Source organism: Paenibacillus rubinfantis (assembly GCF_001486505.1).
In the GTDB taxonomy this organism is placed as follows: domain Bacteria; phylum Bacillota; class Bacilli; order Paenibacillales; family Paenibacillaceae; genus Fontibacillus; species Fontibacillus rubinfantis.
Window position 1 is genome coordinate 1,550,300 of record NZ_LN909066.1, and the last position, 26,420, is coordinate 1,576,719.

At 50.6% G+C, this 26,420-nt stretch carries 24 protein-coding genes; 6 read left to right on the plus strand and 18 right to left on the minus strand.

Annotated features, from left to right (window positions below):
* Nucleotides 1-9 precede the first annotated feature (9 nt).
* The 3 genes from BN3277_RS24535 to BN3277_RS24545 all read right to left on the minus strand — a co-directional run bounded on the left by BN3277_RS24535 (nt 10) and on the right by BN3277_RS24545 (nt 4,788).
* Nucleotides 10-1,461 carry a serine hydrolase domain-containing protein gene (locus BN3277_RS24535; RefSeq protein ID WP_059047206.1) on the minus strand — a complete coding sequence of 484 codons (1,452 nt, stop codon included), beginning with the start codon at nt 1,459-1,461 and terminating at the stop codon, nt 10-12.
* 326 nt (nt 1,462-1,787) lie between these two features.
* A complete protein-coding gene (locus tag BN3277_RS24540) occupies nt 1,788-3,413 on the minus strand; it encodes an ABC transporter ATP-binding protein (protein ID WP_059047207.1) in 1,626 nt (541 codons plus the stop codon).
* Between the two features lie 40 nt (nt 3,414-3,453).
* The gene (locus BN3277_RS24545; RefSeq protein ID WP_059047209.1) at nt 3,454-4,788 is read right to left on the minus strand and encodes a radical SAM/SPASM domain-containing protein; all 1,335 of its coding nucleotides are present in this window, start codon (nt 4,786-4,788) and stop codon (nt 3,454-3,456) included.
* Between the two features lie 276 nt (nt 4,789-5,064).
* Between BN3277_RS24545 and BN3277_RS24550 the strand changes: the two genes are divergently transcribed.
* The 4 genes from BN3277_RS24550 (at nt 5,065) to BN3277_RS24565 (ending at nt 8,450) form a co-directional block, all read left to right on the plus strand.
* Nucleotides 5,065-5,520, plus strand: a complete 456-nt coding sequence (locus BN3277_RS24550; protein ID WP_059047210.1) for a MarR family winged helix-turn-helix transcriptional regulator — start codon at nt 5,065-5,067, stop codon at nt 5,518-5,520.
* A 36-nt stretch (nt 5,521-5,556) separates the two neighbouring features.
* On the plus strand, nt 5,557-6,849 hold the full coding sequence (locus BN3277_RS24555) for an MFS transporter (RefSeq protein ID WP_059047212.1): 1,293 nt from the start codon (nt 5,557-5,559) through the stop codon (nt 6,847-6,849).
* Nucleotides 6,850-6,991: 142 nt separating this feature from the next.
* Nucleotides 6,992-7,777, plus strand: a complete 786-nt coding sequence (locus BN3277_RS24560; protein ID WP_059047214.1) for a hypothetical protein — start codon at nt 6,992-6,994, stop codon at nt 7,775-7,777.
* Between the two features lie 103 nt (nt 7,778-7,880).
* Nucleotides 7,881-8,450 carry a thymidine kinase gene (locus BN3277_RS24565; protein ID WP_059047217.1) on the plus strand — a complete coding sequence of 190 codons (570 nt, stop codon included), beginning with the start codon at nt 7,881-7,883 and terminating at the stop codon, nt 8,448-8,450.
* A gap of 52 nt (nt 8,451-8,502) precedes the next feature.
* Here BN3277_RS24565 and BN3277_RS24570 read toward each other — a convergent pair whose 3' ends face one another.
* The 12 genes from BN3277_RS24570 to BN3277_RS24625 form a co-directional block, all read right to left on the minus strand.
* Nucleotides 8,503-9,912 (minus strand): deoxyguanosinetriphosphate triphosphohydrolase family protein, encoded by a 1,410-nt coding sequence (locus tag BN3277_RS24570; protein WP_059047219.1) that lies wholly within the window; start codon nt 9,910-9,912, stop codon nt 8,503-8,505.
* Nucleotides 9,913-10,583: 671 nt separating this feature from the next.
* Complete coding sequence (locus tag BN3277_RS24575) at nt 10,584-11,888, minus strand: molybdopterin-dependent oxidoreductase (RefSeq protein WP_059047221.1); 1,305 nt, start codon at nt 11,886-11,888, stop codon at nt 10,584-10,586.
* 15 nt (nt 11,889-11,903) lie between these two features.
* A complete protein-coding gene (locus BN3277_RS24580) occupies nt 11,904-12,989 on the minus strand; it encodes a sensor histidine kinase (RefSeq protein ID WP_059047223.1) in 1,086 nt (361 codons plus the stop codon).
* Complete coding sequence (locus BN3277_RS24585; protein ID WP_059047225.1) at nt 12,986-13,726, minus strand: response regulator transcription factor; 741 nt, start codon at nt 13,724-13,726, stop codon at nt 12,986-12,988. The genes BN3277_RS24580 and BN3277_RS24585 overlap by 4 nt, the downstream gene beginning before the upstream one ends.
* 87 nt (nt 13,727-13,813) lie before the next feature.
* Nucleotides 13,814-14,101, minus strand: coding sequence for a hypothetical protein (locus BN3277_RS24590; RefSeq protein WP_059047227.1), 288 nt, complete (start codon nt 14,099-14,101; stop codon nt 13,814-13,816).
* Nucleotides 14,102-14,284: 183 nt separating this feature from the next.
* Nucleotides 14,285-14,956: a TetR/AcrR family transcriptional regulator gene (locus BN3277_RS24595; protein WP_059047229.1), complete on the minus strand. Its 672-nt coding sequence runs from the start codon at nt 14,954-14,956 to the stop codon at nt 14,285-14,287.
* 50 nt (nt 14,957-15,006) lie between these two features.
* Nucleotides 15,007-16,128 carry an ABC transporter permease gene (locus BN3277_RS24600; protein WP_059047230.1) on the minus strand — a complete coding sequence of 374 codons (1,122 nt, stop codon included), beginning with the start codon at nt 16,126-16,128 and terminating at the stop codon, nt 15,007-15,009.
* On the minus strand, nt 16,125-16,859 hold the full coding sequence (locus BN3277_RS24605) for an ABC transporter ATP-binding protein (protein ID WP_059047233.1): 735 nt from the start codon (nt 16,857-16,859) through the stop codon (nt 16,125-16,127). Before BN3277_RS24605 ends, BN3277_RS24600 begins: the two co-directional genes overlap by 4 nt.
* Before the next feature lie 767 nt (nt 16,860-17,626).
* Nucleotides 17,627-18,304: a hypothetical protein gene (locus BN3277_RS24610; protein ID WP_059047234.1), complete on the minus strand. Its 678-nt coding sequence runs from the start codon at nt 18,302-18,304 to the stop codon at nt 17,627-17,629.
* Nucleotides 18,305-18,400: 96 nt separating this feature from the next.
* Nucleotides 18,401-19,156 (minus strand): exodeoxyribonuclease III, encoded by a 756-nt coding sequence (locus BN3277_RS24615; protein WP_059047236.1) that lies wholly within the window; start codon nt 19,154-19,156, stop codon nt 18,401-18,403.
* A gap of 93 nt (nt 19,157-19,249) precedes the next feature.
* Nucleotides 19,250-19,585 (minus strand): antibiotic biosynthesis monooxygenase, encoded by a 336-nt coding sequence (locus BN3277_RS24620; protein ID WP_059047238.1) that lies wholly within the window; start codon nt 19,583-19,585, stop codon nt 19,250-19,252.
* A gap of 52 nt (nt 19,586-19,637) precedes the next feature.
* Nucleotides 19,638-20,699 carry an ABC transporter ATP-binding protein gene (locus BN3277_RS24625; RefSeq protein ID WP_059047240.1) on the minus strand — a complete coding sequence of 354 codons (1,062 nt, stop codon included), beginning with the start codon at nt 20,697-20,699 and terminating at the stop codon, nt 19,638-19,640.
* A 311-nt stretch (nt 20,700-21,010) separates the two neighbouring features.
* Between BN3277_RS24625 and BN3277_RS24630 the strand changes: the two genes are divergently transcribed.
* Complete coding sequence (locus BN3277_RS24630; RefSeq protein WP_059047243.1) at nt 21,011-21,340, plus strand: ArsR/SmtB family transcription factor; 330 nt, start codon at nt 21,011-21,013, stop codon at nt 21,338-21,340.
* A gap of 104 nt (nt 21,341-21,444) precedes the next feature.
* Nucleotides 21,445-23,220 (plus strand): SulP family inorganic anion transporter, encoded by a 1,776-nt coding sequence (locus BN3277_RS24635; protein ID WP_059047244.1) that lies wholly within the window; start codon nt 21,445-21,447, stop codon nt 23,218-23,220.
* Nucleotides 23,221-23,295: 75 nt separating this feature from the next.
* Here BN3277_RS24635 and BN3277_RS24640 read toward each other — a convergent pair whose 3' ends face one another.
* Genes BN3277_RS24640 through BN3277_RS24650 form a run of 3 tightly spaced genes read right to left on the minus strand, consistent with a single transcriptional unit; the run spans nt 23,296 to nt 26,287 of the window.
* On the minus strand, nt 23,296-23,937 hold the full coding sequence (locus BN3277_RS24640; RefSeq protein WP_059047246.1) for an ABC transporter ATP-binding protein: 642 nt from the start codon (nt 23,935-23,937) through the stop codon (nt 23,296-23,298).
* Nucleotides 23,937-25,454, minus strand: a complete 1,518-nt coding sequence (locus BN3277_RS24645) for a hypothetical protein (protein WP_059047248.1) — start codon at nt 25,452-25,454, stop codon at nt 23,937-23,939. Before BN3277_RS24645 ends, BN3277_RS24640 begins: the two co-directional genes overlap by 1 nt.
* Nucleotides 25,451-26,287, minus strand: coding sequence for a hypothetical protein (locus tag BN3277_RS24650; protein WP_148501116.1), 837 nt, complete (start codon nt 26,285-26,287; stop codon nt 25,451-25,453). The genes BN3277_RS24645 and BN3277_RS24650 overlap by 4 nt, the downstream gene beginning before the upstream one ends.
* Between the last annotated feature and the right edge of the window lie 133 nt (nt 26,288-26,420).

Consider the following 26,420-nt stretch of genomic DNA (forward strand, 5'->3'; position numbering starts at 1 on the left):
ACCCGTCGGCTACTGAAGATGGCCCCGGATGGGGGCCGAAGCCGGCTCCCCGAAGGAAACGTTCACGGCATGGCGGATCTCGATGCCTTCCTCCAGCGGTTCGATTTCGATGCTGATCCGGAACGGCGTCTCGATCCGCTGAATGCTTAGCAGCAGCGTATCCGGCGACTTCCATGTGAAGGAGGCCGCAATCTGCTCCTCCTCCCCGAATAACGACGTCCGTCCCATTCGCCACGCCTGCCGCCCCAGTTCAACCCGGTGTTCGCCGCGCTTGTCCCGGATGTCCAGCACCGCCGTATCCCCATGGATGATGATCCCCGTGCTTTCCATCTCCAGCTCATTGGGTTCCAGCACACACCTCTTGTCACTGCCAAACTCCACTTCCCGCTGCGAATTCGCCAGAATTCGAGGCGGCTCTAAATACAGCCCCTCCAGTACCTGTCGCAGCTCGCTCTCCGCCGCCGCATCCGCATCGGCCAAGCCTTCGTTCGCTTCAGAGAAGGCGCCCAGCAGATGCTCCCATACCCCGTTCAGCACCCCTTGCAGATCGTTGGTGCCGGACGTCATCGCCAGCACGGCCTCCTGCTCCGGCAGAACGATGCAAAATTGCCCAAACGCCCCGTCGCCCCGGTAAATCCCGTGACGGCAGCGCCAGAACTGATATCCATAGCCCTGCGCCCAGTCGCTGTCCCCGCCGTCTCCATTGGAGATCTGCTTGGAGGTTGCGGCATCAACCCAGCTTTCATCCAGCAATCGCTCGCCTTGCCATAAGCCTTTTTGCAAGTAGAGCTGACCGAATTTAGCGATGTCCTCCGTCGTCACCTTAAGCCCAAATCCCCCGGTATTGATGCCGCGCGGGCAGCTCTCCCAAGTGGGATTCGCAATGCCCAGCGGCTCAAACAGGCGGGGCTGTAAATACTGCAGCAGTGTTTCTCCAGTGACTTGCTGCAGGATGGCGGACAGTATATAGGTGGCTCCTGTGTTATACACAAATACCGTCCCCGGCTCATGCTCTACGGGCAACGCCAAAAACGCCTTGACCCAATTTCCGTCTTTTGCTTCAGCAAGCGGTCCCATCGTATCCACGGCATGGCCCGTCCCCATCATCAGCAGATGCTTGATCCGCATAGCGGCCAAATTCGGCGATATGTCCTTCGGCGCGTCCTCCGGGAAGAAAGAAACCACCGGATCGTCCACGCTCAATTTGCCCTCCTGAACGGCCATCCCGATGGCGGTCGAGGTAAAGCTTTTGCTCAGGGAAAACAACATATGCGGCAGATCCGGCCCGTAAGGGGCCCACCAGCCCTCCACCGCCACATGCCCGTGCCGCACCAACATCAGGCTATGCAATTCAATCGAATGCGCTTTCAAATATTCCAAAAAACCGATCACGTTCCGAGCCGAAATTCCCAGCTCCTTCAGGCTTGTTCTAGGCAGTGATTTTTCCGTATGGACGGACATTTCCACCTCTCCCTTCATTGGGCATTTTACCCAATTCCATTATACACCTCGGCAATGGGATCATATGGAATTTCACAAAATTTCTGATCGACTCACGCGGGAGGATGATCGATTGCTTTGAGCCAACGACGGAGCGGAAGCGACCGAAGCGGAATTGAAGTTTTATATTAATTAGTGAATTGTAAAGGAAATTAATAAGTCGTAGAAATTTATTGTTATATCTGAAAACACCGACAAAAGTTCTATTTTCTGTGCGAACAAATCAACAGCCACAATTTTACCTGTTAATATATTGGGGTAAAAAATTGCTTGACTAATGTTGATACTCACAACATCACTCCCTTTTTTTCACTTGATGGTAATAGTTCCGAAAAATCTATGATCTCATCAAATAAATGGAGTATTTTTTCATCCTGCTGGTGGGTAATAACAATACATGTGCCCTCGTAAAGGGTGACGAGGTTTCTATAGATTTCGAATGTTGTCTGGGGATCAACTGAGGAAGTAACTTCATCCAGAATGAGGATTTCTGGTGTTCGTATCAATGCACGGGCTAACGATACGCGTTGTTTTTGGCCGCCTGACAATCCTATCGTATTACTAACATGTTGACTCACTTGCTCGTCCGTTGTTGCAAAAGAGCTTGCGCCCGCCAATTTAATAGCCTGCTTCAATTGTCTGTCGTCAAAGCAATTATCATAGAATAGGATATTATTCCGAATCGAATCCGTAAAAATAAAGCAATCCTGCCGGACATATCGAATTAATGATCGATAATCATGTTCATTAATAACCTTGAGTTCTTGGCCATCGATCTCGATTCGCCCAAAATAATTACGAATGTCCCCAGCCAGAATTTTAGCGAATGTACTTTTTCCACACCCGCTAGGACCGATGACAGCGTATTTTTTTCCTTTTTCAAAGCAGAGATTAAGATCATCAAAAACAAATTTGTTTTCCTCATAGGCAAAGCTCAAATTAGTGACCACGATATGTTTGTGAAAATTGGTAATCAGTTTGTCTCCAAGAGTAGCACTAGATACTGCTTCAGTATAATCATTAGCGATGTTTTTGGAAGAATTGATTTGGTTCAAAGAAGAGATAATGTAATTGAGAGGTTGAAGCAAATTATTCATTAGTTGTACGAGAGCCATCATATAGCCGAAGGTCATTTCTCCACGTATTACATAATAGGAACCTATACCAAGTGCAGTAATAAATGTTAAGAAACCGAAGTTTTGTGCCATAACCGCAACTGCAGAATCAATGAATCTAGACTTGAATCGAGCCTCCTCTACTTGATGGTTTACCAAATCGTGCTTCTGAACAAATACACTTTTTTTGTTATAGTCCCGAATCTCGAGTTTACCCTGCAAGCTTTCATTTACAAACTTTAAATAATTTCCGGATTGTTCTGAATAGTGTTCCTTACGATGCCTGACTTGATTTTTTAATAGTTTAGGAAGAAAAATTGGTATCAACGTAACCACAGAAATACCTAAAGTCACCATATAACTGATTGATAGCATCGCAACAAGACCAAAAATAAACTGGGCCGTATAAAAAACAATGTTTAACCTCGAACGAAGAAAATCGTTCTCGATGATGTCCATATTGGTGCTAAAATCGGCTACATTGACCCTATCGTCAGATCCGACCTTGATTGTATTAAAAGAAGAAAGAGATAAATAGAATTTCTTGGTTTTCATCACTTCTAATACATCACGTATATAATGACCTGCTGCATATTTTGAAACAATGGTAACTGACATGTCAAACAGCATAAACAAAACGGCAAAACCAATGGATTGAAGCAAAACGGACACGTCATGAGTCAATGTTGAATCTATAATTTGTTGTAGTACAAAAGCAAAGTACACATTGATAGCAGCGGAAATGACCAAGAGAATACACACTAGAACAAAATTCCTTTTTTTTATCAGATGTAACATTTGTATCATCTCCAGTTTCTACACATTTGTTGTATCACCTCTAATCTATGGGGAAGATTCCCTGATCCTTGCCGCTAATTAGAGAACACATTGGGTCAGGTCCCTGCGAATCATTTTTAATATACGAATTTAGTATACAACCACCAAGACAGGAGTCAGCATCCTTACACAAACGACATCTCGGATCATCATTTTTTAATTCACGAAATTCCTTTAAACGTTGTCCCTTCCAAATTTCTTTTAAACTCTGTTTGTTAATATTTCCAAATCCTATTTGATCTTTAATAAAGTAGCTTTTATCGCATGGTCCCGTATCTCCATCAGCAAAAACTATTATTTCCCCGATACCGCCTGCGCACTTTTTGGGTTTACCATAGCTCAAATATGCTAAGGAATAATCAACGTTGGGAAATTGTCCAGTAATTTTATCTAGATGCATCTGAAGACAGTCGAGTTCTTCTTTGGAAGGAACAAGAGTAAAACTAGCCCGTCCGACCGGAACAACCGCCTCAATATTAAATTTCTCTATACCTAAATCTCTGAAATAAAGCACCATAGAAGGAATATCTGCTATATTTTTCTTAGTTGCAATAATCTTCATGATTATTTCAATACCGACACTATGTAAGTAATAAATCGCTTTAAACATTCTATTAAAAGAACCGGGCACTCCAACTATCCTGTCATAATGTTCAGGAATATGTGAGTCGGCTGTTAATTGTAAAGATTGAATCCCGACAGAATGCAGTCTTTTTGCGGCCAGTTCATCAATTAAAGTTCCTCTCGTGAATAATAGAACTTTCTTGTAACCTTTAAGATGAGCATACTGGATGATCTCATATACATCTGGATGCATCATTGGCTCTCCACCGAAGACCCCTAGATACTGTGCCCCTAAGTCATATGCATCGTCTAATATTTCTATCACTTTATCAAAAGGGATCAGATGTGATTTTCCAATAGGTGCATTTTGCGAACAGTATTCGCACTTCAAGCAACAAGAGTCAAGAATTGAAATGGTAATAGCAATCATTGAAGTTGGAGTTAACTCAGAAGTGAATTTGGGGATATTGCTCATATAGGAGAGTGAAGTTTTTAATCCTTTAACTTTTTGAGGACTCCAGGTTAAAAATCCCCAATTTATCAAATTTTGAATGTATTGATCGATCTGATGAGCGGGTATCCCTGGATTACTCGTTGTTATTGTAGATTTAATTTCTTCAATTGACTTGGATCCATCACACGTTTTTATTATTGCTTTTTGATACTTGTTGAGTTTTTTTGTTTTGTAGTTTCTATAGTTGGTCAACAAACATAAATCATCATTTAAATCATTCAAATGAATATGAGGATGTAAAATAGGGTATCTACTCACTTGAAATCTCCCTTCTTTAATTATATTTGAATTAACGAAGGCTCTTTTTGTATTTCATTTTATAACTTTTTTTCAATATTTTACCTCGAGTCGATAAAGGAAACAATTGATTTCACAAATAATACAAATATTGCATATAATTCTCCACTTAGGTGACTTCTAGTGATTTTTATTTAGGCCCAGATGCTTAAAAAGCATAACAGTTTCGTTTCTTGACTAATACCATAGATTGCTCTATTTTGTATGTACAACAAAAGAACAAGGAGTGGTGAATTTATGCCGAACACAATTTCGGAACAATCCACAAATAAAAGCGACGCTTTCCTCCACACCTGCCTGTACTTTACCACCAACCGGCTGAGCCGGGCGATCACGCGGATCGCCGACGATGCGTTTGCGACGACCGGGCTAGCGCCCGCTTACGGTTATCTGATACGCCTGGTCATCATCAAGCCCGGTATTACGCAAAAAGAGCTGTCCGAGAAGCTGTACATCACGCCGTCCACCTTGACGCGCTTTATCGACAAGCTGCAGGCGAAGGGGCTGGTTGAACGCCAGGTCCAAGGGAAAACCGTGTTGGTTTACCCTACCGAAAAAGCCCGCACGCTCGAACCCTCCTTGCGCGAGGCTTCGGAGAAACTAAAGGCCTCGTACGTGGCCGTACTTGGCGAGGAATTGGCTGACCTGCTGACATCGCAGCAGGAGCTTGCTAGCGAGCAATTGGAACGATAATTCAAACCAAAATAGAGATAAGGGAGAAACCTACAAATGAATGAGCTGCATCTTTCGCCTGAAACCAGGCCCAAATCACGTTTCTTTTACGGCTGGATTATCGTCCTGCTCACGTTTGTCACCTTGCTCGTCTCCGCAGGTATCCGCTCTTTGCCAAGCGTGCTGCTCCTTCCGTTCCAAGACGAATTCGGCTGGAGCCGCGGCAGCATTTCTAGCGTCATCTCCATCGGGATTTTTCTGTACGGCCTGGTCGGGCCGTTCTCGGCCTCCCTGCTGCTGCGCTTTGGCTTCCGCAAGGTGTTGATCTGCTCGTTATCCGTGCTGGGGCTAAGCTTGGCGCTCACCCCGTTTATCCATGCCTTGTGGCAATTTGAACTGCTGTGGGGGCTGGTGTCGGGCCTGGCGACCGGGATGATGGCGAACGTCTTGGGCGTCACGGTCAGCAATCAGTGGTTCGTCAAGCGCAAGGGCTTGATCATAGGCTTGCTCACCGCCAGCGCGGCAACCGGACAGCTGCTGTTCCTGCCTTTGTTCGCTAAGCTGACGTCGGACTTCGGCTGGCGGTACGCCATATACTTCGCCGTCGCCAGCATAGTTGTCATTCTGATCGCCGTCGCAATCTGGATGCGCAATCACCCGTACGAGGTCGGCTCCGCCCCCTATGGCGCAACCGAACTGGTTAAACCGGAGCCCTTCCGGGGCAATATCTTCATCGAACCGTTGCAAAATTTGCGGCTGGCGATGAAACACCCGACGTTTTGGCTGCTGGCCGGTACCTTCTTCTTCTGCGGATTTTCGACGAACGGTCTCATCGGGACACATCTGATCGCCGCTTGCGGCGACCATGGCATGTTGGAGGTTGCCGCCGCCGGACTTCTCGCTATGATGGGCGTGTTCGATCTGTTCGGCACGACCATCTCCGGCTGGTTGTCGGACCGTTTCGACAGCCGCAAGCTGCTGTTCTGGTACTACGGCCTGCGCGGACTCTCCCTGCTGTTCCTGCCGTTCGCGCTAAACTCGGCCTCCCCGATGATGCTCGTGGTGTTTTCCGTCTTCTACGGCCTCGACTGGATCGCAACCGTTCCGCCAACCGCCAAGCTGGCAAGCGAAACGTTTGGTAAAGAGAAATCCGGCATGATCTTCGGCTGGGTGGTTGTGGCCCACCAAATCGGTGCCTCCACGGCTGCCTACGGCGCGGGCGTCCTGCGCGATTGGCTGGGGAGCTACTCCCAAGCATTTGTGATCGCCGGATTCGTTTGCTTCGTGGCCGCGGTGATGGCGATGCAAATCCGCAAAGCTCAAAGCCAGGCGATAGACGCAGCGATGTAAGCTCTCTACGCTTGGGATTGACGGAATCCCACCGAGCATGGTATGTTCTTCTCAAAATGAAGGCCATGTAACCTCAGGGTTCAACCTCGCGAAAGCGTTAGGTTGGACCCTTTTTGCATGCCGATAAGGAGGTTGTTCTTTTATGTTAATGAAAGATAAACTGCTGCTTCGTTTGGATGAGATGGGTGCCGCTTTGGAGCAACACGAAGATGCCCTACTCCTGCTTGGCCTGGGTTCCATTGGGGCGGAGACGGACCGAATGGATGAATTTTCGGACTTGGATTTCTTCCTTCTGGTCGCCCCCGGAAGCAAAGAACGGTTCATCCGCAGGCTCGATTGGCTGGAGGAAGCCCACCCGCTGAGCTATTCCTTTCTGAATTCGCTTCACGGATATAAAGTCCTGTTTCAAGACGGTATTTACGGCGAATTTGCCGTGTTCGAAGCGCATGAGCTAAAGGATATTCCTTATACCGGGGGGCGAGTTGTCTGGAGAAGTGCCTCGGCTGCAGACCTGAAGGTTCCCCTCGATAACTCCAGCCGGATTCCGCCGGCCCGAAACGAATCGATTGATTTTGCGCTGAACGAAGCGCTAACCAATCTGTATGTCGGCTTGGGGCGTTATTTACGAGGCGAGAAGCTGTCCGCATTTCGATTCGTTCAGGGGCACGCCATCAACTCCCTCCTTAGCGTGCAGCATTTGCTGGAGACGGAGGTGGATCATTTCCCCGACCCGTTTGGCAATGAACGGCGAGCGGAAGTTCGCTTCCCCGGGTTCGCCAAACAACTCCCGGAGATGATGCAGGGGTATGTCCAACTCCCGGAGTCGGCACTGCAAATCTTGGGCTATTTGGAAAGCGTGTACCCCGTGAACCAGCCTCTTAGCGATGCCATCCGCCAGTTGGCTCATCGTGCCGTCGCCAGCCGATGAATTTCTGCAATTTTCGCGTTTGCCTATCCAACAACCGGACGGAATTATGCTAGAATAAAGAGCATCATGGTTGAGATAGAACTCACAGAAAGGGACGTCATCGTTGGCACAATTATTTTACAAATACGGAGCAATGAACAGCGGCAAGTCTATCGAAATTTTGAAGGTTGCCCACAATTATGAAGAACAAAACAAACCGGTGCTGCTATTTACTTCGGCGATCGATAATCGCGACGAAGTAGGCTTTGTCTCCTCGCGGATCGGATTGCGCCGGCAGGCCATCCCGATTTTTCCGGATACGAACCTCTACGATATCGTCAAAAATCATACCCCGCGCCTGTACTGCGTTTTGGTGGACGAATGCCAATTTCTCGGCGAGGACAGCATTAAGCAACTGGTCCGGATCGTCGACGAGCTGGACATTCCCGTCATGGCGTTTGGGCTGAAGAATGATTTCCAGAACCAACTGTTCGAGGGCAGCCGCCTGCTGTTGATTTATGCCGATAAAATCGAGGAAATGAAGACGATCTGCTGGTTCTGCGCGCGCAAAGCGACGATGAACCTGCGGGTGGAGAACGGCAAACCCGTCTACACCGGTGAGCAGATCCAAATCGGCGGCAACGAGTCGTATTATCCGGTGTGCCGCAAATGTCACACTAACCCGCCGCTATAAACCTTTCCGCACCTAAAAAACGGACCGGCCTTCGCCGGTCCGTTCGTCTTTTTTAATCCATATCGTAAATCGTGCCAACCTTTAGTCCATACAGCTCATTGTAGATCTTCTCCGCGTAGGCGTCCGTCATCCCGGCAATATAATCGATGATCATATGCTCCCAGGTCCAAATTGGCTTGGGTTTCGCCTGATCCCGGTCGAACCTGCGCAGCCAATCGCCAGGGATGATCGACTTGCTTGTCTCCGGATCAACGAAGGCGTCCCACAGCCGCTTGATGACCCAAGCGCTGCGCTTCTGTAGCCGCTGGACCCGCAAATCGCGAATCATCGTGACCCAAGCGAAGCTCTTTAGCACGCTCACCGTCCGCAGCATATCCTGATCCTCCTGCCCGTCCTTCACGAACGTGACCTTCTGCCAATCGCCGTCATCGATAACCCCCAAGCTGCCAACGAACAGGCTAACCCAATAGGCCTTCACCTCCCGGCGCGTACGGGAGTAGTCCTGATCACAAATCGGCATTTTGGCGTTCCAAATGCGCAGGAAATCATCCAGCACTTCGGCCACCTTGACCTGTACTTGATCCGGCTGCCATCCAGCCCAGAACGAATCCTCCAACGTCATGATCTTCTCGACGATCAATCGCTGAATGTGCGAGTCCTTGAGGAAATGCTCGTGGACCTCGATTTTTCCCGCCTTGATGCCGTCTTCGAGATCATGGGCCGAATAGGCGATGTCGTCACAAAGGTCCATCAGTTGGGCCTCGAACGTTTTCTTGCCCTGTGGAATCCCCCAGCGGTCGCGAATGGAGGAGATATACTCCCATTCATGCCAATATAACCCCTTTTTGTTGACCGTACCGGGATAGGGATATTTATTGGTTCCGAGCAGCACGGCATCGGATAAGTTTAAACCGTCGATGTTTTCCCGCTTTTCCAGGAACATCATCAGCCGGAAATTATGAGCGTTGCCTTCAAAATGCTCGTATTTTTGCCGAAACGCAGCCCTAACTTGCTGCTCTTCCTCCAGAGCGGGCTGTTTGCCTTTAAGGGCGGTCCGCACCTTCTCCTCGATAAGCCTCTCCAAAATCTGATCCAGCACCTCTTCGCCTTTATGCCCAAACGGGGGATGCCCAAAATCATGGCAAATCGCAGCGCATTCCACCACCTCCGGATCGATGACCAGGCCTGGATGTCCCGCGCGGTCGGCCGCCAGCTCCGGATAGGCGCGCAGCAGGCTTCGCGCCGCTTCCCGGGCGATCTGCGCCACCTCCAGCGAATGCGTCAGCCGGGTCCGGTAATAATCGCCCGTGCCGGCCCCAAATACCTGTGATTTCCCTTGTAGCCGACGGAAGGTCGGGGAATGGATCAACCGCGAATAGTCGCGTTCGAAGGTAGCTCGGTTATTTTCGTGTCCGATATTGTCTGGGTATTGACGGTGCTCCCTTAGTTCCTGGATGTTCATTGCTCTTGCACTCCTTGTCGCGTTCTCTCTTTTCTGTTATTGTAGCCGTCCGCGGCCGGAACATAAAGCGCCACACCCCAAAATTGTTTGCCCGCACAAAAACAACCCCGCATCGCGGGGTTTCACTCCAACATTGTTATATTTTTATGATACGCCCAACCTCCACGGTTCGCAGCCTCCGGAACGCTTCGTTGCAGCTCCAGGTTCCTCGGTCTGGCGATGTCGACATTCGCCTTCCCAAGCTTCCTGCAATAACCGCACATAATCCAGAGACTCCTGCAGGTCTAGGGTTTCCCCCGGCACAACCTGCCTCCGGCCCTCCAACTCCCTTCAAGCAACGTGACTTGATAACCGAAGTATAATTGATAATGATTATCATCGTCAATGAATGAGAGGGTAGTATCTTCTCACACCCCCTTTGCACGATTATCCCTTTCGATCAGAATTGGTACACCTCTATGTGCGATTATCCCTTTCGTTCAGAACGGGAGGGATCAAGAAGGCGTTGCCTGCCTGGGCGATCCTTACAATGGGAAACGGATCAATGACTTCCCCACGACCTGCCTGATGCAACGGGATAATCCTCAAAAGAAGGGAGCGGATAGCTCAAATCAATATAAAAGCCGGACCCCCTGAATGGAGTATCCGGCTTCCTTTAACTATACGATCTATCAGCTCAGTCCCACCCATGCATCGTTGGAGTAACCGCGCTGCTCCCAGTAACCGACATGCTCGCCTTCGATCAACTCGATTCGTGTCAGCCATTTCACCGACTTGTAGGCGTACATTTTCGGCACGATCAGTCTTACCGGTCCGCCCAAATCGCTCGGAATCGGCTTACCGTCGTGCATCACCGCGACCAACACATCCTCCATGTCCGCTTGCTCCAGGGTGAGGGTATCCGTGTAAACGCCGTCCCCCGAATAGAACTTCACCGTTTTGGCGTTTGCCTTGACGCTGGCTTTTTGAAGCAGCTCCCGCAGCGGGATGCCTTCCCAAGTATTATTGTACACCGACCAGCCCGTCACGCAGTGAAAATCGCTGACCTGCACCTTCCGCTTTAACTTGAGGAAGTCCTCCCAGCTCCACTTGAATTTGTTATTCACCAGACCGTCGATCGTAAACGACCAGTTCTCGTTGGAGAAGGACGGAATGTCCGTGACCGTATATACCCGAAAATGTCCCTGCGCCCCACCCCCGACAACCTCTGCGGAAGCCGGCAACGGCACCGGATTCGGAACGAGCCGGTTGGCATTCTCCTCCAGCAGCCGGTCAACCGTCTTCGTGCCTCCGATGCTGCCGAAGGAGCTGCCCAGCCATTTGAGAAAGGTTGGTCCAACCGTCACCGCCAGCCCTATGCCAATCGCCCCGCGGATAAACGCCCGGCGGGTATAGACCGGCTGGGGAGAGGTGGGGCCTTGGTGTGGTTTAGCCTCTGCCGCAGGCGTAGCCCCTGCTCCTGCTTCCGCCACCTTGCCTGCGGCGACAGGGCGAACCTCGGCTTTAATCGACCGTCGGGCCGGTTCTTTCAACCATTTGGTCCGGGTTAAAGAGTGGTAAATGATGTATGGCAGACCGATCCAGGTTAATAAATCATGGACGGTCAACGCCGCATTGGACACCCTCGGCCCCACCGCCTTGAATTGCCACAGCAGCACGCCCGAACCAAACCAGCCCAACAGCAAAGCAAGGACCACAAGGACATTAAACCGCTGCCAGGGCTTCTGTCGCAGCTGCTTCCAGTGCTTCCCGGCTAGCAGCAAGTAATAAATGACCGGGAGGATCGAAGCGATACCCACCGCGATATGCAGCCATTTCAGCCAAACTCGGCCCTCGCCCAGCAGCCCGCGCCAAAACCCGCCAACCAACAGCAGCCCTGTCAGGGCCAGGATCACGACAATCCAGCCGTTCCAGGTATGCAGGGTGACGAGTTTTTTTCCATACCCCTTACGCAGGCGCTCCAGCATTCCCTTCATCCCTCTACCACCTCCTTATTTCATGGAGTACTCCTCAGCATGTCTGCCATCAGCCACCTCGAGTACCGTGAACCAAAACGTACTACCTCCCGCCTGGGCTTCCTCCACGCCGATCTCACCGCCGTATTGCTCCACCAGCCGCTTCGCGATGGACAGACCTAAACCGGCGCCTCCGCTATCCCGGCTGCGAGACCGATCAGAACGGTAAAAGCGCTCGAAGATGCGCACTCTCTCTTCAGGGGGGACGCCCGGTCCTTGATCAACGATCGAGAACCGGGTTCTCCTGCCCTCCGGACCGCCGGTGATTTCCATCGCCGAGCACGTAATCGTGCCCCCTTGCGGGGAATACCTTACGGCATTTTCCAGTAAGTTTTGCAGCACTCGTTCCAAATGTCGGGGCGCCATTCGAAGCTTAAGCGGACGATCAGGAAGCTCTACCTTCAACTGCAGCGACTTCGCTTCACACGGCTTGGCGAAACGCGGCAGGAGTTCGATGAGGACGTCTTCCGCAACCGACATTCGCAGCTCCTCCGTTTCCTGCCTTGCCGACTCCAGCGTCGACAGCTCAAATAAATCCTGTATGAGCTCCCCGAGCCGCACCGTTTCGGTCCGGATGGTGGCTAAATATCGCCGGAACGCGGCCTCATCCTGTATAACATCGTCCTCCAGCGCCTCAACGTAGGATTGAACCGAGGCCAGCGGCGTCCTCAGGTCATGGGCCATATTCGCAACCAACTCGCGTTGGGCGGCTTCCGCCGCCGATACCTGCTTGAAGCTGGTCTCAAGGCTGTCTCCCATATGGTTAAACTGATCGGCCAACTGACGGAACTCTTTTAACCCCGTATACTCGACCCGTGCCTTTAAATCGCCCTCAGCAATACGTCTTGCCCCATCGCCGATTCGCTTAACCGAAGCTTCCAGCGGACGCACCAGCACGAAATGCAGCAGCGCCGATACCAGCCCCGCACCAATCGAGGCGAGTGTCAGCCAAACAAACTGCTCTTTGCTCAACAGCATATATCGATAAAACGCCACCAACAGCAGGATGATCATCGCGATGCTCACCAAGTTGGCCAGCAGGAGGTACGTCCGCAGCTTCATCGCTCCTGCCCCCTAGCTTCGAGCTTGTAGCCGATCCCCCAGACCGTTTTGATCCATTCCGGGGTCGACGGGTTGGTTTCGATTTTCTCCCGTAGCCGGCGGATATGAACAGTGACCGTTGTCGTATCACCGTCATAAGCCACATCCCACACCTGGTTCAACAGCTGGCTGCGGGAAAACACCTTCCCCGGATACTTCGCGAGTAGGTGCAGAAGATCGAATTCCTTCATCGTCAAATCCGCCTCTACTCCACGAATCAACACTCGCCGCTCCTGCGGAAAAATCTCCAGGCCGTCAAACGCAATCGTCGGCCCTTCACCACCTTCAGCCGCTGATTTCGGGGGGGCCGCCGCTGTGGCAGCACCCGTTTGAACACCGGTTCGCCGCAGGATGTTCTTGATACGCAGCACCAGCTCGCGTGGACTAAACGGTTTGGTCAGGTAATCGTCCGCTCCCATCGTGAGCCCCAGCAACCGGTCGGCTTCCTCACCGCGGGCCGTCAGCATAATGATCGGCGTATCCTCCTGCTGACGGATCCGATCGCATACCTCCAGACCGCCAAGCTTCGGCATCATAAGATCCAGCACCAGCAAATCGGGTTGATGCTCTTTCCAATGGCGCAGCGCTTCCTCCCCATCCGAAGCAACCCAAACCATCCAGCCCTCGCGTTCCAGATAACGGCGGCAGACATCCGTAATATTTTGTTCATCGTCGGCAACTACAATTTTGGCGCTCACAAGTATGGCCCCCCTGGCTAGTGGAAAGTATTCCCTGTATCATTAATCACATTATATCGTGATGCTAGAGAGGTTACGACTTTTGGATTATTTACCCATTTCGCCGTCCATATTTCCATCCTTCATTTCGCCGTCCTTCATCTCATCGCCCATCATGTCCTGGCCCATCTCGCCATCCTTCATTTCATCGCCCATCATGTCCTGGCCCATCTCGCTGTTCATCATCTCGTCATTTCCGGAGGTACCGCTCATTTCCGTTGAAGTGTTGGCCCCGTCGTTCATGTTCCCTTGGTTCATCATGTCGTTGTTTTTGGCACCGCATGCGGCTAACGTCAGCATGGCCCCCAGCATCAAGATCATTCCGATTTTTTTCATGTTCATCTTCTTCCTTTCGTGATTTGGACTTCGTTCGACCCTTATCTTAACGAACAATGCTAACCATCCAAGAACAATCCGCTTGCGAAACCATTAGAAAAGCCTTACGAAAGTATTACAAAACCGCGGCTCAACAAGAAACCCGCCCCAGGCTAAGCCTGAAACGGGTTAGATGATGCCGATTTACTGAGGGCGGCCGGCGATGCCGTACATGAGTAGGTCCAAGGTGCGTTCGATTTCTTCCTCTTCATCAAAAGGGAAATCCGGCACGATCAGCACATGCACCAAAATCATCCCAATCATCACGCTGGCACCGGTTCTGGCGATCCGCCATGGCGGCGCTTCAACAAGCAGTCCTTTTTCCTGAAAATGCAGAATCACTCGCTTGATCCGCTGAAAAACGATCTCAGACGCCAGCCCTTTCACCTGCTCCAGCAGCTCCGGCTGAAACGGGACCTCCTGGATTAAGATTTTGATAATCCGCATATTCTCACGGACAAACTTGAAGCGGTCCTTGGCCAGCGCGCGAAAAAAATCCTCCGCCCGCTCATACGGCAGATCGAGCATTTTGGCAAAATCCCGCAGCAGAAACGGCGCAACCAGTTTGATCACGATTGGCCCGGCAATGGAAAGCAACAGGTCCTTTTTCGTCTTATAATGGCGAAAAATCGTTCCCTCCGCGACCCCAGCTTTCTGTGCGATTTCACTGGTGGAAGTGGCGGCATACCCTTTCTCGGCAAAAATCTCCGTTGCCGCCTCCAGAATTTTGATCTGTTTCTCCGTTTTCTTCTCCGTGTCCTCTTCTTCCGTCAACCGGATCAAGTCCTCCAGCCACTGCTCTTTTTCGTTTGACATAGAGGCCTCTCCCCTTTCCCTTCGTATCGTAAGCTTCTTTGTCCAGCGTACTATATTTTGCGGTGCTTGCGCAACGCGAGGACATTCGCGAGCATAAATACAAGGGATAACCCTGCTAACACGTAAACGTCCAGCGCGATTCCGCTCCATCCCTCGCCGCGGATCATGATGCCGCGCAGCGCATCCGCTCCGTATTTCAGCGGTGTGATATGGGTAATCCAGCGAAGCCAAGGCGAAATGCTCTCCAAGTCAAACAATCCGGAGAAAAACACCTGCGGCACGATAACGATCGGAATGAACTGGATCATCTGGAATTCCGTGTTGGCAAATGCCGACAGCAACGTACCGAAACTCAGCGCCGCAAGAGACAGCAGCAGCATGATGAGCAGAACGTACCCGAAGGAGCCAACCATCAGGCTGCCGAGCCCATACACCGTAAATCCGGCGATCAATACCGCTTGCAGGCTGGTGAAGATGCCGAATCCAGCCATATAGCCGGTCACGATTTCCCAGCGGCGCAGCGGGGTGGCAAGCAGCCGCTCCAGCGTACCGCTGGTTCGCTCGCGCAGAAAGGACACGCCTGCGATCAGGAATACGAAGAAGAAGGCGAACAACCCGATGAGCACGGGACTTAAGCTGTCAAAGGTCGATAAATCTGCGGATCCGTGCAGGTATTCAAATACCGGTGTCTGAACCATCCCCTGAGGGGGCTTAGTGCCACTTTGGCTGACCGCCGCCTCATTCGTAGGATCAGCGGCGGCGTTCTCATGATTCCGATCTTGGGCCATCCCCGTTGGGGTCCCTTGCCCCTGTAGTGTTTTTTGCATCAGCAACAGGACGGCCCGGTTTTTGGACGGATCGCTGCCTTCCAGCTTAACATGCGCCGCCCCCTGGTCTAAGCGAATAAACGCATCGATCTCTTGACTCTCCAAGGCCGCCTCAGCCGCTTCAACGGTATCGTAGGCAGTTAGTTTCGGATCGGCCGCGGTTAATTTCTCCGTAATCGCAGCGGGCAGCTGCACGGTACCGATTTTGGGTTGGTAGATGTCTCCATTAAACACTAGATACATTAAGGATAAGACCAGAAGCGGGGCGACGACCAACAGCGCCATCGTTCTTTTGTCATGGATAAACTGACGAACGATACGAACAATCACAGCCCGGATTCTCATGCGCGAACACCTCCGTAATACAAAAATGCTTCCTCAATCGTCGCGCTGCCGGTCTCCTGTTTCAGTGCCTCCGGCGTCCCTACAGCGATCAGATTTCCGTCCCTCACCATCCCGAGTCGATGGCATTTGTCCGCTTCGTCCATGACATGGGTGGTGACGAGAATCGTCGTGCCCTTTTGGCTGAGGTTCTCGAACTCGTTCCAAATCGACTGGCGCAGCACCGGGTCGATCCCGACGGTAGGTTCGTCGAGAATCAGCACCTCGGGCTCATGTATGAGCGCAATCGCCAGCGACAATCGGCGCTTCATCCCGCCGGAGTACGCGCCGACCGGGCGTTTCAGGTGCTCCGTCAGATTCACCAGCGCCATGACCTCATCGATGCGCCGCTTCATTTTCCCGCCGCGCAGTCCAAACAACGCTCCGAAAAACTCCAGGTTCTCCTTCGCCGTAAGCTCGTTGTACATCGCGTCAGATTGAGCCATATAACCGATGCGGTTCATCATGCTGAGCTTTGGCATCCGCGTACCTAACACTTCAACCTCGCCGCGGGTCGCTTCGTCGATCCCGGCAATCATCTTCACGAATGTTGTCTTGCCCGAGCCCGATGGCCCCAACAGTCCAAAGATCTCGCGGTGCCGGACCTCCAAACTGATGCCGTGCAGCACCTCATTCCCGCTAAAAGCCTTTGTTACCTCTCGTGTACGAATGCAAACTTCCGGGGTGTTGTTCATTTCGGATTCACTCCTCTATGGGGAGATTTAATAAAATGTGAGTAATTACTCACTCTCGTTCGATGAGATAAAGATACTCCTTTTGCGGATGGCGTGTCAAGTGAGTAATCACTCATTTTTTTGGGGTGATGAGTCCTTTTCCCTCTCTAGCGGTGCGTCGATCCAGCCGGCTGGAGGAGGGGCTGGGCGTCTCTGCTCGTCGGTCCACCCCAGCCGGGAGACCAAAATGTTGCAAAACCTACAACATTTCAGCGACGGAAGCGCGCTTGGCCAGTAATATGTTGCAAAAAGTGCAACATTTAGGCTCTCCTGGCGCGATATCGCACGCAAATGTTGTAGTTACTACAACATTTCGCCCGAGTCGCCGCCATGGGCCCAAAAATGTTGTACATAATACAACATTTCGCGTCTCCCATGGCAGCTGGGGGCGACAGGAGGAGGGCAGGCCTCCTCCACTCGTCGGTCCACCCCAGCCGGGAGACCAAAATGTTGCAAAACCTACAACATTTCAGCGACGGAAGCGCGCTGGGCGAGTAATATGTTGCAAAAAGTGCAACATTTAGGCCCTCCTCGCGCGATATCGCACGCAAATGTTGTAGTTACTACAACATTTCGTCCGAGTCGCCGCCATGGGGCCCAAAAATGTTGTACCTAATGCAACATTTTGCTTCTCCCATGGCAGCTGGGGGCGACAGGAGGAGGAGCAGGCTTCCTCCACACGCCCCTCCACCAGGACCCGTCACTCCCCGCTTGCTCGGCTCTACCTCCTACGCCAATCCCTCCGCCGAGCGGTCTGTCAGCTCATAGCGGCAAATATAGGTGCCGGAGGCTACGGGGCGCAGCCATCCCTTATCCACCAGGCGGTTCAGCCGGTTGCGGGCAGTGCGGAAATTCACCGAGCCCTGCTCCATCACGTCCCGCGGGCGAACCGTCCCTCCGAGGTGCCAGGCCAGACGCAGCACCTCACTTTCGGCCGGAGAAGCCAGACTGGAGCCTTTCAAGCCGGATTGACTTTTCAACAAATAAGGGCCTACTGCCAAATTCAGAAGCATCCGGCAAACCTCCGGACGGTACTGGATATCGTCGAAGGAGAAATGGAGCATTTTCCATCCCATACTGGTCAGGAAGGTGTCGCGATTTAGCGCATAGCTGAACTTTTCCCGGTCCATGTCCTTCACATGGCTTTGAAACCCGTCGCATTCGATACCAAAGCGGCCGTACGGCGGAAGAAAAGCAAAGTCGAGAAACTGCGACTTGCGGTTCCAGTCGTAAATCTCATACTCCGGATGCAGATGTTCCAATGTTCCGAACAACGGCCACCATACGTTTTGCAACAGCAGCTTTTCCGCGTATTGATGGCCCCGCTGCAGCCTCCCTTTACGCTCTCCCGTTCTACCTGCCAAATGCTTCTCCAAAAATGCCTGATGCGCCTGATCAAAGTCCATACCTCCAACCCGCCTCCCTCTAAAAATAAAAAAGAACGCCCCTAAAACCGCAGCTCGTACGGTCATAAGGACGTTCTTCGTCTATATCCGATTATATCACCATTCCACCGTCAACGACACCGGACAATGGTCGCTGCCCAGGATGTGGCAGTCGATCCCCGCATCCTTTAGCTGCGGCTCCAACCGAGAGGAGGCGAGGAAGTAGTCGATCCGCCAGCCGATGTTGCGCTCGCGAATCTTCGGCATGTACGACCACCAGCTGTACACGCCCTCGCGGTCCGGATAGAAATACCGGAACGTATCGGTGAACCCGGACGCCAGCAGATCGGTCATTTTGCCCCGTTCTTCCTGGGTGTAGCCGGAGTTACCTTCGTTCGACTTTGCGTTCTTAATATCGATGGGCATGTGCGCGACGTTCAGGTCGCCGCAAACCAACACCGGCTTGACCGCATCCAGCCCAGTCAGATAAGCGCGGAACCGGTCCTCCCACTCCATCCGATAGTCCAGGCGGGAGAGGTCGCGTTTCGCGTTGGGCGTATACACCGTCACGAGGTAGAACTCCTCGAATTCCAGCGTGATGATCCGGCCCTCCGGCTCGGAATCCTCCTCCATGCCGTAGCGCACGGACAGCGGCTTGATCCGCGTGAAGACGGCGGTGCCGGAGTAGCCTTTTTTCTCCGCATAGTTCCAATATTGTTCGTAATCGCCTCCGAGATCCAGCTCGATCTGCCCTTCCTGCAGCTTCGTCTCCTGGAGGCAAAAAATATCCGCGTCCGCCTCCTTGAAATAGTCCAAAAACCCTTTGCCTACACAGGCCCGTAGTCCGTTCACATTCCATGAAACCAGCTTCATTTCAGATCTCCTTGCTTGAAGTAATCCCGAGTCGCCGAAATCTAGCAACCTAATCTACCATCTAGCGATTCGATTCAACTTAAGTGTATCACGTCACGCGCCGTTCAAAAAAGCCTTCCCCTTCTTCACCACCTGCGCATCGTACAGGTTCACCGTCGTGCTCAAAATGAACGAAGGCGGCTGCTGTCCCCGGCTATTTTTGTGGCCCTGGATGTGCGCATCGCTTTTCTCCCAGTTCTTCCACGCTTCCTGCGACTCCCAGCGGATCACGACCACTACTTCCTCATGCTCTTGGCTCTTCCGATTGACCATCACGCTGATATCTACCAAGCCATCCATCTGGTCCAACGGACTCTCCGCGCTAAACCGCGCGAGCACCTTGTCGCTGTTGCCTTTCTCAATCACCATTGTCCTTGTCATGACAAACATTCCGATAGGTTCCTCCCCATGAAAAATAGTGCCTTGCCCCTCTTCCGTTATGTTACGCTTTCGCCAATACCGGGGCCTCATAAACCCCCGGCAGCCCGCGGCGCTTCCGGATCACCGCTTCCGGCGGCTGAACCGCCGGAGCCTGCGGATGCAGCAGCCACGACTTCACCGCATGCGTATCCGAAACCTGATACAGTGGCGGCTCCTGCTCGAAGTCGATCTTCATCGCATACGAGCTCCGCAACGCGAAGGCGTCTCCCTTCGGCGGACGGATCAAATCCGGCGGCGTGCCCGGGATCGCCGTCAGCTTCCCGCCACCGTTTCCTTCCAGGCTTGGCATCGAAGCCAGCAGTCCCCAGGTGTACGGATGCCGAGGATCATAGAAGATTTCCTCCACCGTTCCGGTCTCGACGATTTGCCCGGCATACATGACCGCCACGCGGTCTGCCATTTTCGCCACCACACCCAGATCATGTGTGATGAAAATAATCGCGGTGCCGATCTTCCGCTGCAGCTCCTTCATCAATTCCAGGATCTGCGCCTGGATCGTCACGTCCAATGCCGTCGTAGGCTCATCCGCAATCAGCAGCTTCGGATTTGCCGCCAGGGCGATGGCGATAACCACGCGCTGCCGCATCCCGCCGCTAAACTCGTGCGGGTACTGGTGGAACCGCCGCTCCGGCGACGGAATCCCAACCAGTCCCAGAAGCTCTACAGCTCGCTGGTAAGCGGCGTCCTTGGACATATGCTCATGGGTATGAAGCACCTCAGTGATCTGCTTGCCTACCTTCATCGTCGGGTTCAACGAGGTCATCGGATCTTGAAAGATCATCCCGATCTCCTTGCCGCGAATCCGCTGCATTTGCTTCTCGGTCTTGCCGATCAGCTCCTGCCCATCAAACCAGATCTCCCCGCGCTTATATACGCCTTGCGGCCGGGGGACCAGCTGCATGACGGCCTGGGAGGTGACGCTTTTACCCGAACCGGATTCCCCCACAATCGCCAGCGTCTCCCCTTTGTCGACGTGAAAGTTGACGCCGCGAATCGCCTGCACCTCGCCCTCCCGGGTATGGAACGAGATGGCTAAATCTTTAACCTCTAATAGATGCTCCATTGTAACTCAACTCCTCTTCTCCAAACGTCCTATCCATCCAAGGACGGCTTCTCTATCTAAAACGACACCCCCGTTTAGTGCATTGAAGGTTTCGCCAACCATTCGCCAATATCAATAAATTAGTTGTTGATAATGATTATCATTATTAAGTATAGCATGTTTCCTTGCCAAAGCTCAATTGGAAAAACTCCTCCGGCTTGCCAATCTTCCTGTGACCTTTTTCCCTATACACCTAATCAAGCGATGTGCTATGATATCGAATATGCAAAGATTTAGAGATATGAAACTTTAGATTTTAAGGAGTTTAGTCGATGGACGCGAACCTGCAACAGTTTAAGGCGGAATTTTTCAAAGCTCTCGCCCATCCGATGCGAATCCGTATTTTGGAGGTGCTGAGCGAAGGCGAGCGGAATGTCAACGAGCTGCAAGCGATCCTCGGATCGGAAGGGTCGGCCGTGTCCCAGCAACTAGCTGTTCTTCGCGCCAAAAATCTGGTCAACACGGTCAAGGAAGGTACTACGGTCGTATACTCACTGCGAGATCCGCTCCTTAAGGATTTACTCGCGGTGGCCCGGCAAATTTTCGATAATCATTTGGTCGAATCGATTTCCTTACTGCAAGGGATCCGCAAACAAAAATAAGGAACCCGAGGTTTCCCCGCCGGGCTGCGGGGGATCTTTTTTGTTTACCGGGATAGGTCATGCTGCATGAACTGCAGATTTCTAGGAAAAGAAGGGTTTAACGGATGAAGTGGATAGGAAGGTTCAGAAATTATAACGCGGCCTCGTTTCGTAAAGATTTGATTTCTGGATGTATCGTGGGCATCGTCGCGATCCCGCTGGGGATGGCTTTTGCGATCGCGTCCGGCGTCAAGCCGGAGTATGGGCTGTACACGACAATTGTCGCCGGGATCCTCATCTCGCTGCTGGGGGGCTCGCGATTTCAGATCGGCGGGCCTACAGGGGCATTTATCCCGATTCTGCTCGCCATCGTGCTGCAATACGGATATGAAAACCTGCTGATCGCCGGCTTCCTGGCCGGGATCTTTTTAGTGCTGATGGGGCTGCTCCGGCTTGGAACGCTGATCAAGTTCATTCCGCGGCCGGTCACAATCGGGTTTACCGCCGGGATTGCGGTGACGATTTTCAGCGGGCAAATCGGCAACTTTCTCGGATTGACCGGGATGAAGCGGCATGAGTATTTTCATGAAAATATGCAGGAAATCGCCCTTCATTTCAACACTTTGAACGTCTACAGCCTCCTGACGGCGGCTATTTGCTTGGCAGCGCTGCTGTTGACGCCGAAGGTGCTGCCGAAAATCCCCGGTTCGCTGGTTGGCATCCTCGTCTCCACGCTTGCTGCAGCCTGGCTGTTCCCGGGGAAGGTGACGACGATCGGCTCCGCTTACGGGGCGATCCCCGGCGGCTTGCCTAGCCTCCGCCCGCTGTCGTTGTCCTGGGACAGCGTTATGCCGATGCTGCAGCCGGCGCTGATCATCGCCTTGCTCGGCAGCATCGAATCGCTGCTCTCGGCGGTGGTGGCGGACGGGATGACCGGCACCCGCCACAACAGCAACCGCGAGTTGATTGGGCAAGGTCTCGCCAACCTCGCCGCCCCGCTGTTCGGCGGCATCCCGGCGACCGGCGCGATCGCCCGCACGGCGACGAATATCAAGAACGGGGCGGTCTCCCCGATGTCCGGGATCATCCATGGGATCGTCGTGCTGCTGATCGTAGCGTTGTTCGCACCCTACGCGTCCAACATTCCGCTCGCCAGCATGGCCCCGATTCTGATGGTGGTCGCCTGGAACATGAGCGAGCGCAAAGCGTTCGCCCACATGCTAAAGACGCGGACCGGCGACACGATCGTGCTGCTCGTTACCTTCCTGCTCACGGTGTTCACCACGTTGACGACCGCCGTCGAAGTGGGTTTGGTGCTTGCCGTCGTGCTGTTCGTCAAACGGATGGGCGAGCTGCTTACCGTCGACAAGGTGCTGCCTGACCTGGCTTCTGGCAAGGAAAAGGTTCGGGCGCAGATGGTGACGGAGGATCATGATTGCCCGCAGGTCTCGATTTTTACCGTCGATGGGCCGTTGTTCTTCGGAGCCTCCCAAGCGTTTGACCGGTTCGTCTCGCAAATTGAAGGCGGCCAGCTGCGGGTGGTGTTGATCCGGATGGGGAAGGTGCCGTTTATGGATACGACCGGTGAAGCGAATTTCGCCGCCTTAATCAAACACCTTCACAAAGCCGGCATCACCGTCCTCGTCTCTGGCCTGCGTGCCCAGCCGCATAAGCTGATGAGCAAAACCGGCTGCTACGAGAAGATCGGCGAAGCGAACTTCTTTGAAAATACCGGTGAAGCTCTGACCTATGCGTTGGGAATCATCAATGTCGATCAATGCCGGGGCTGCCGTCACTTCGCTTTCCGCGAATGTACCGGGCTGTGCGGCGCGGAACCGGAACGCAAGTCGTTGCCGGAACTAGCCGGGACGCGAGTGCAGGATGGGCGAGTAACGGTGTAAGCAATCTCGCAAAAAAATTAGGCTCCAAATGACAAATTACGTCTTTTGGAGCCTTTCTATCGTCCTACTTCATCACTAATATAGTTGATCCAACTTACGTTGATTGATTTGATATACGTGATCACTTAACAAGTCGATATCCTCCTTATTGTGACTTGTCAATAGAATGGTCTTCCCAACTTTTTTGTATTCAAGCATCATATCCCGAATATTACTGACACTGGCCTGATCCAAACCATTAAAGGGTTCGTCGAGCAGCAATACCTCCTGGTTTTCCATTATCGCTTGTGCTAGTGCTAACTTTTGTTTCATCCCCAAAGAGTAGTGCTTTACTTTTTGCTTCGACTCTGGATCTAAACCCACACGTTGCATCACGTCTGTAATCTCTTTATCTGTGATTATACGCTGTATATCCGCTAATTTCTTTAAGTTATCAAAACCCGACCTCCCCGGTATATACCCCGGGCGGTCAATGATCACTCCAAAGTTTCTTGGAAAAGAGGAGCGCTTCGCCCGATATTTCGGGTCAATATGAATCAACCCTCGATCTGGCTTAATAAATCCACAGATCATTTTAAACAAAACCGATTTCCCCGCCCCGTTGTGACCAATAATTCCATAGATTCGCCCGCTTTCAAACGAAGCTGAGGCTTGCTCAAATAATAAGTTACCACGGAACGATTTATCAATTTTATCAAGTTGAATGATTGACAACATTACCCCTCCCCTTCATGAAACACTTTTTTGCTACGAAACAAGATGACGACGATCATCCATTCGATCAAGATGCAAAAGAGCAATTTTCCACTAATGAAATATAGATTCGTATTCTCGCTTAGCAACCACCCTGAACCATTTAATCCAACTGGCAATACTTGAGTACGATTTAGCCAGCCAGCAACAATTAGTAATCCTAACACCATAAGATTTGATGTTCTACTGCGCCAAACCCAATGGACGATAAACACGATCAGCCAATAATTTATCATTTGCAGTAACCCGTTAACAAAATACTGATAGATTAATTTGCCGATTGAAACTCTCGGTACAACCGATATGCTAACATCCCACGCAAGTCCTTGGATCACACCAACTAGTATAATTATTAAAGCCCAAAACAATAGCATAAACCCCAAAAAAAACATGTTTTTTAACATCAAATGACCAAACCAGCGATCATAAGAACGATAACGGATTACCTGATAATACATAGACCCGTTAGTATCATCATTGAGCTGATATTGGAAGAGATAAATTGCTCCAAAGAAGACAAGGCAATAAAACAAGTAGACTATTAGAGCAGCCCCATCCTCCGATAATCCGAAAAACTGACTAAAAAAGTAGTCGCCTAGGGTCTTAAACGAACCCACCTGTTCTATAAACGTTATCAAGATCCCCAATAAACAAAGGAAGAAATAAGCCAAAACGGCTTGCTTATCTTTAATCCATAGATAGAACCCATTTCGATGCTTAGATATCCAGACGATCAAATAACAAATAAATATACCTCCAATGGGCATGATAAACGAGATGACCAATGAAGGAAATGCATAAGCTCCTGAAGAAAGAATCATAAAATTTTCTACTTTTAGCCAGACGCTTCTCTCAGGGAGCATTCGAAAGGATACCAGTGAACCAATAAAATATACTAATGCCAAGATAGAAAGGCCTATTATTCGCGGGGATAGGACACAAAATGCAGCCATACTGACATGGACAAATATCAAAAAAACACCAAGTAATAAGCACTGCAAAAAGCTAGCAAACAGAGGAGGCAATCCAATCCTCTGCAGTACCACGCTGTAATTTCCAGGTACTAGATTGTCCAGAGCGTAATTACTCCAACTATTTTCAATAGGAATACCTCGCGATACAAGCAATACGATGATAATCCATAATAATAAAAACCAGAAAAGGCTTATAGCGACTTGATATATCGTGTATGTGATCCATTGGCTATAACCCTTCATCCTAAGTAATACGGAATAGTCCCATTCTCGCATCAATATGTAACAAGAATTTATCAGCCATAAGGGAAGCAAAAAGTAATAGATTACTATGTGGTCATTTAACGATTGGGTGATAAGATCCCACTGATTTATGGCCACACCAAATGATAGGGCTGTTTGTTGCAACCGTTGCAATAGCATGGCTTCGTAAGGAAAAAGAATGATAATAACGACTAACCATTTCCAAGAGATAAACTCGTTCATTATAGTTTTCCATGCTTTCATTGCATACGATCCAATCTGTTTGCGAGAATAAGATAACTCAACAAGAATAAACATACTATTATTAAAGCAGCCGTTGGTACTAAAGATGTCCAAATCGGCAACTGCATATAGTTAAAGGGGAAAATTGCTTGAAAAAACTGATATTTCACCATACCAAAAGCCCCCATAAAGAAGCTTTCTACTAGATAAAATCCAAAAGGAATAGATAAAGCGAGAAATTTATTGTCTAAGAGAAGGACAAGCAAAAGTGCAAATGTTGCAAATAATGCTGCATTTATGGCTACCCATAGCGAGTAGATAAATCCATAAGTGACTTCACCATAGGCTAGCAATTGAGAAAAAGTGTTTTGGGTTAAAGTATATTCTTGAACCGTGGTTCCGTTAAGTGCAAAAAAAGATGGGTCATAGCGAACCAATCCAATAACGGGTTCGACATAATATGCGAAAATAAAATAAGCAAAAATAAAAATAAAAAAGACACCAAAAGTTAATACAAAATTTGTAACGATTTTAATCCTTAATAATTTTTTGAGCGAGATCCGCAACCTGGTGTAAACTATAAACCTATTGTTAACTTCCTGTGCAAACATTCCTGTGTATACGAACACTGCAAAAATAACAAATACAATCGGTACAAAGCTATCCAGAAAAAAAGTGAATACATCGTATTCGCTATTAAAAGTGTACTGGGAGTGTCGAAGCAAAAAATATATCATGGGAAGTAACATGATAACCAAACAACTCAAAAACCACTTTGGCGTACAAACACTGCGGATTTCATCATGAATCGTATAGTTATGAATGATTATACACCCTTTCAGTTGCTTCTCCATTTATAAACGATATTTGTTGAATCCGTAGAGGGCGTGAAGGTTTTTCCTTTTGATGAATTCCATTCCACTATACCCTCAATAGAATATTATTTACATTATTATCCTATTACACTACTCTTTTATTTGCAAACTA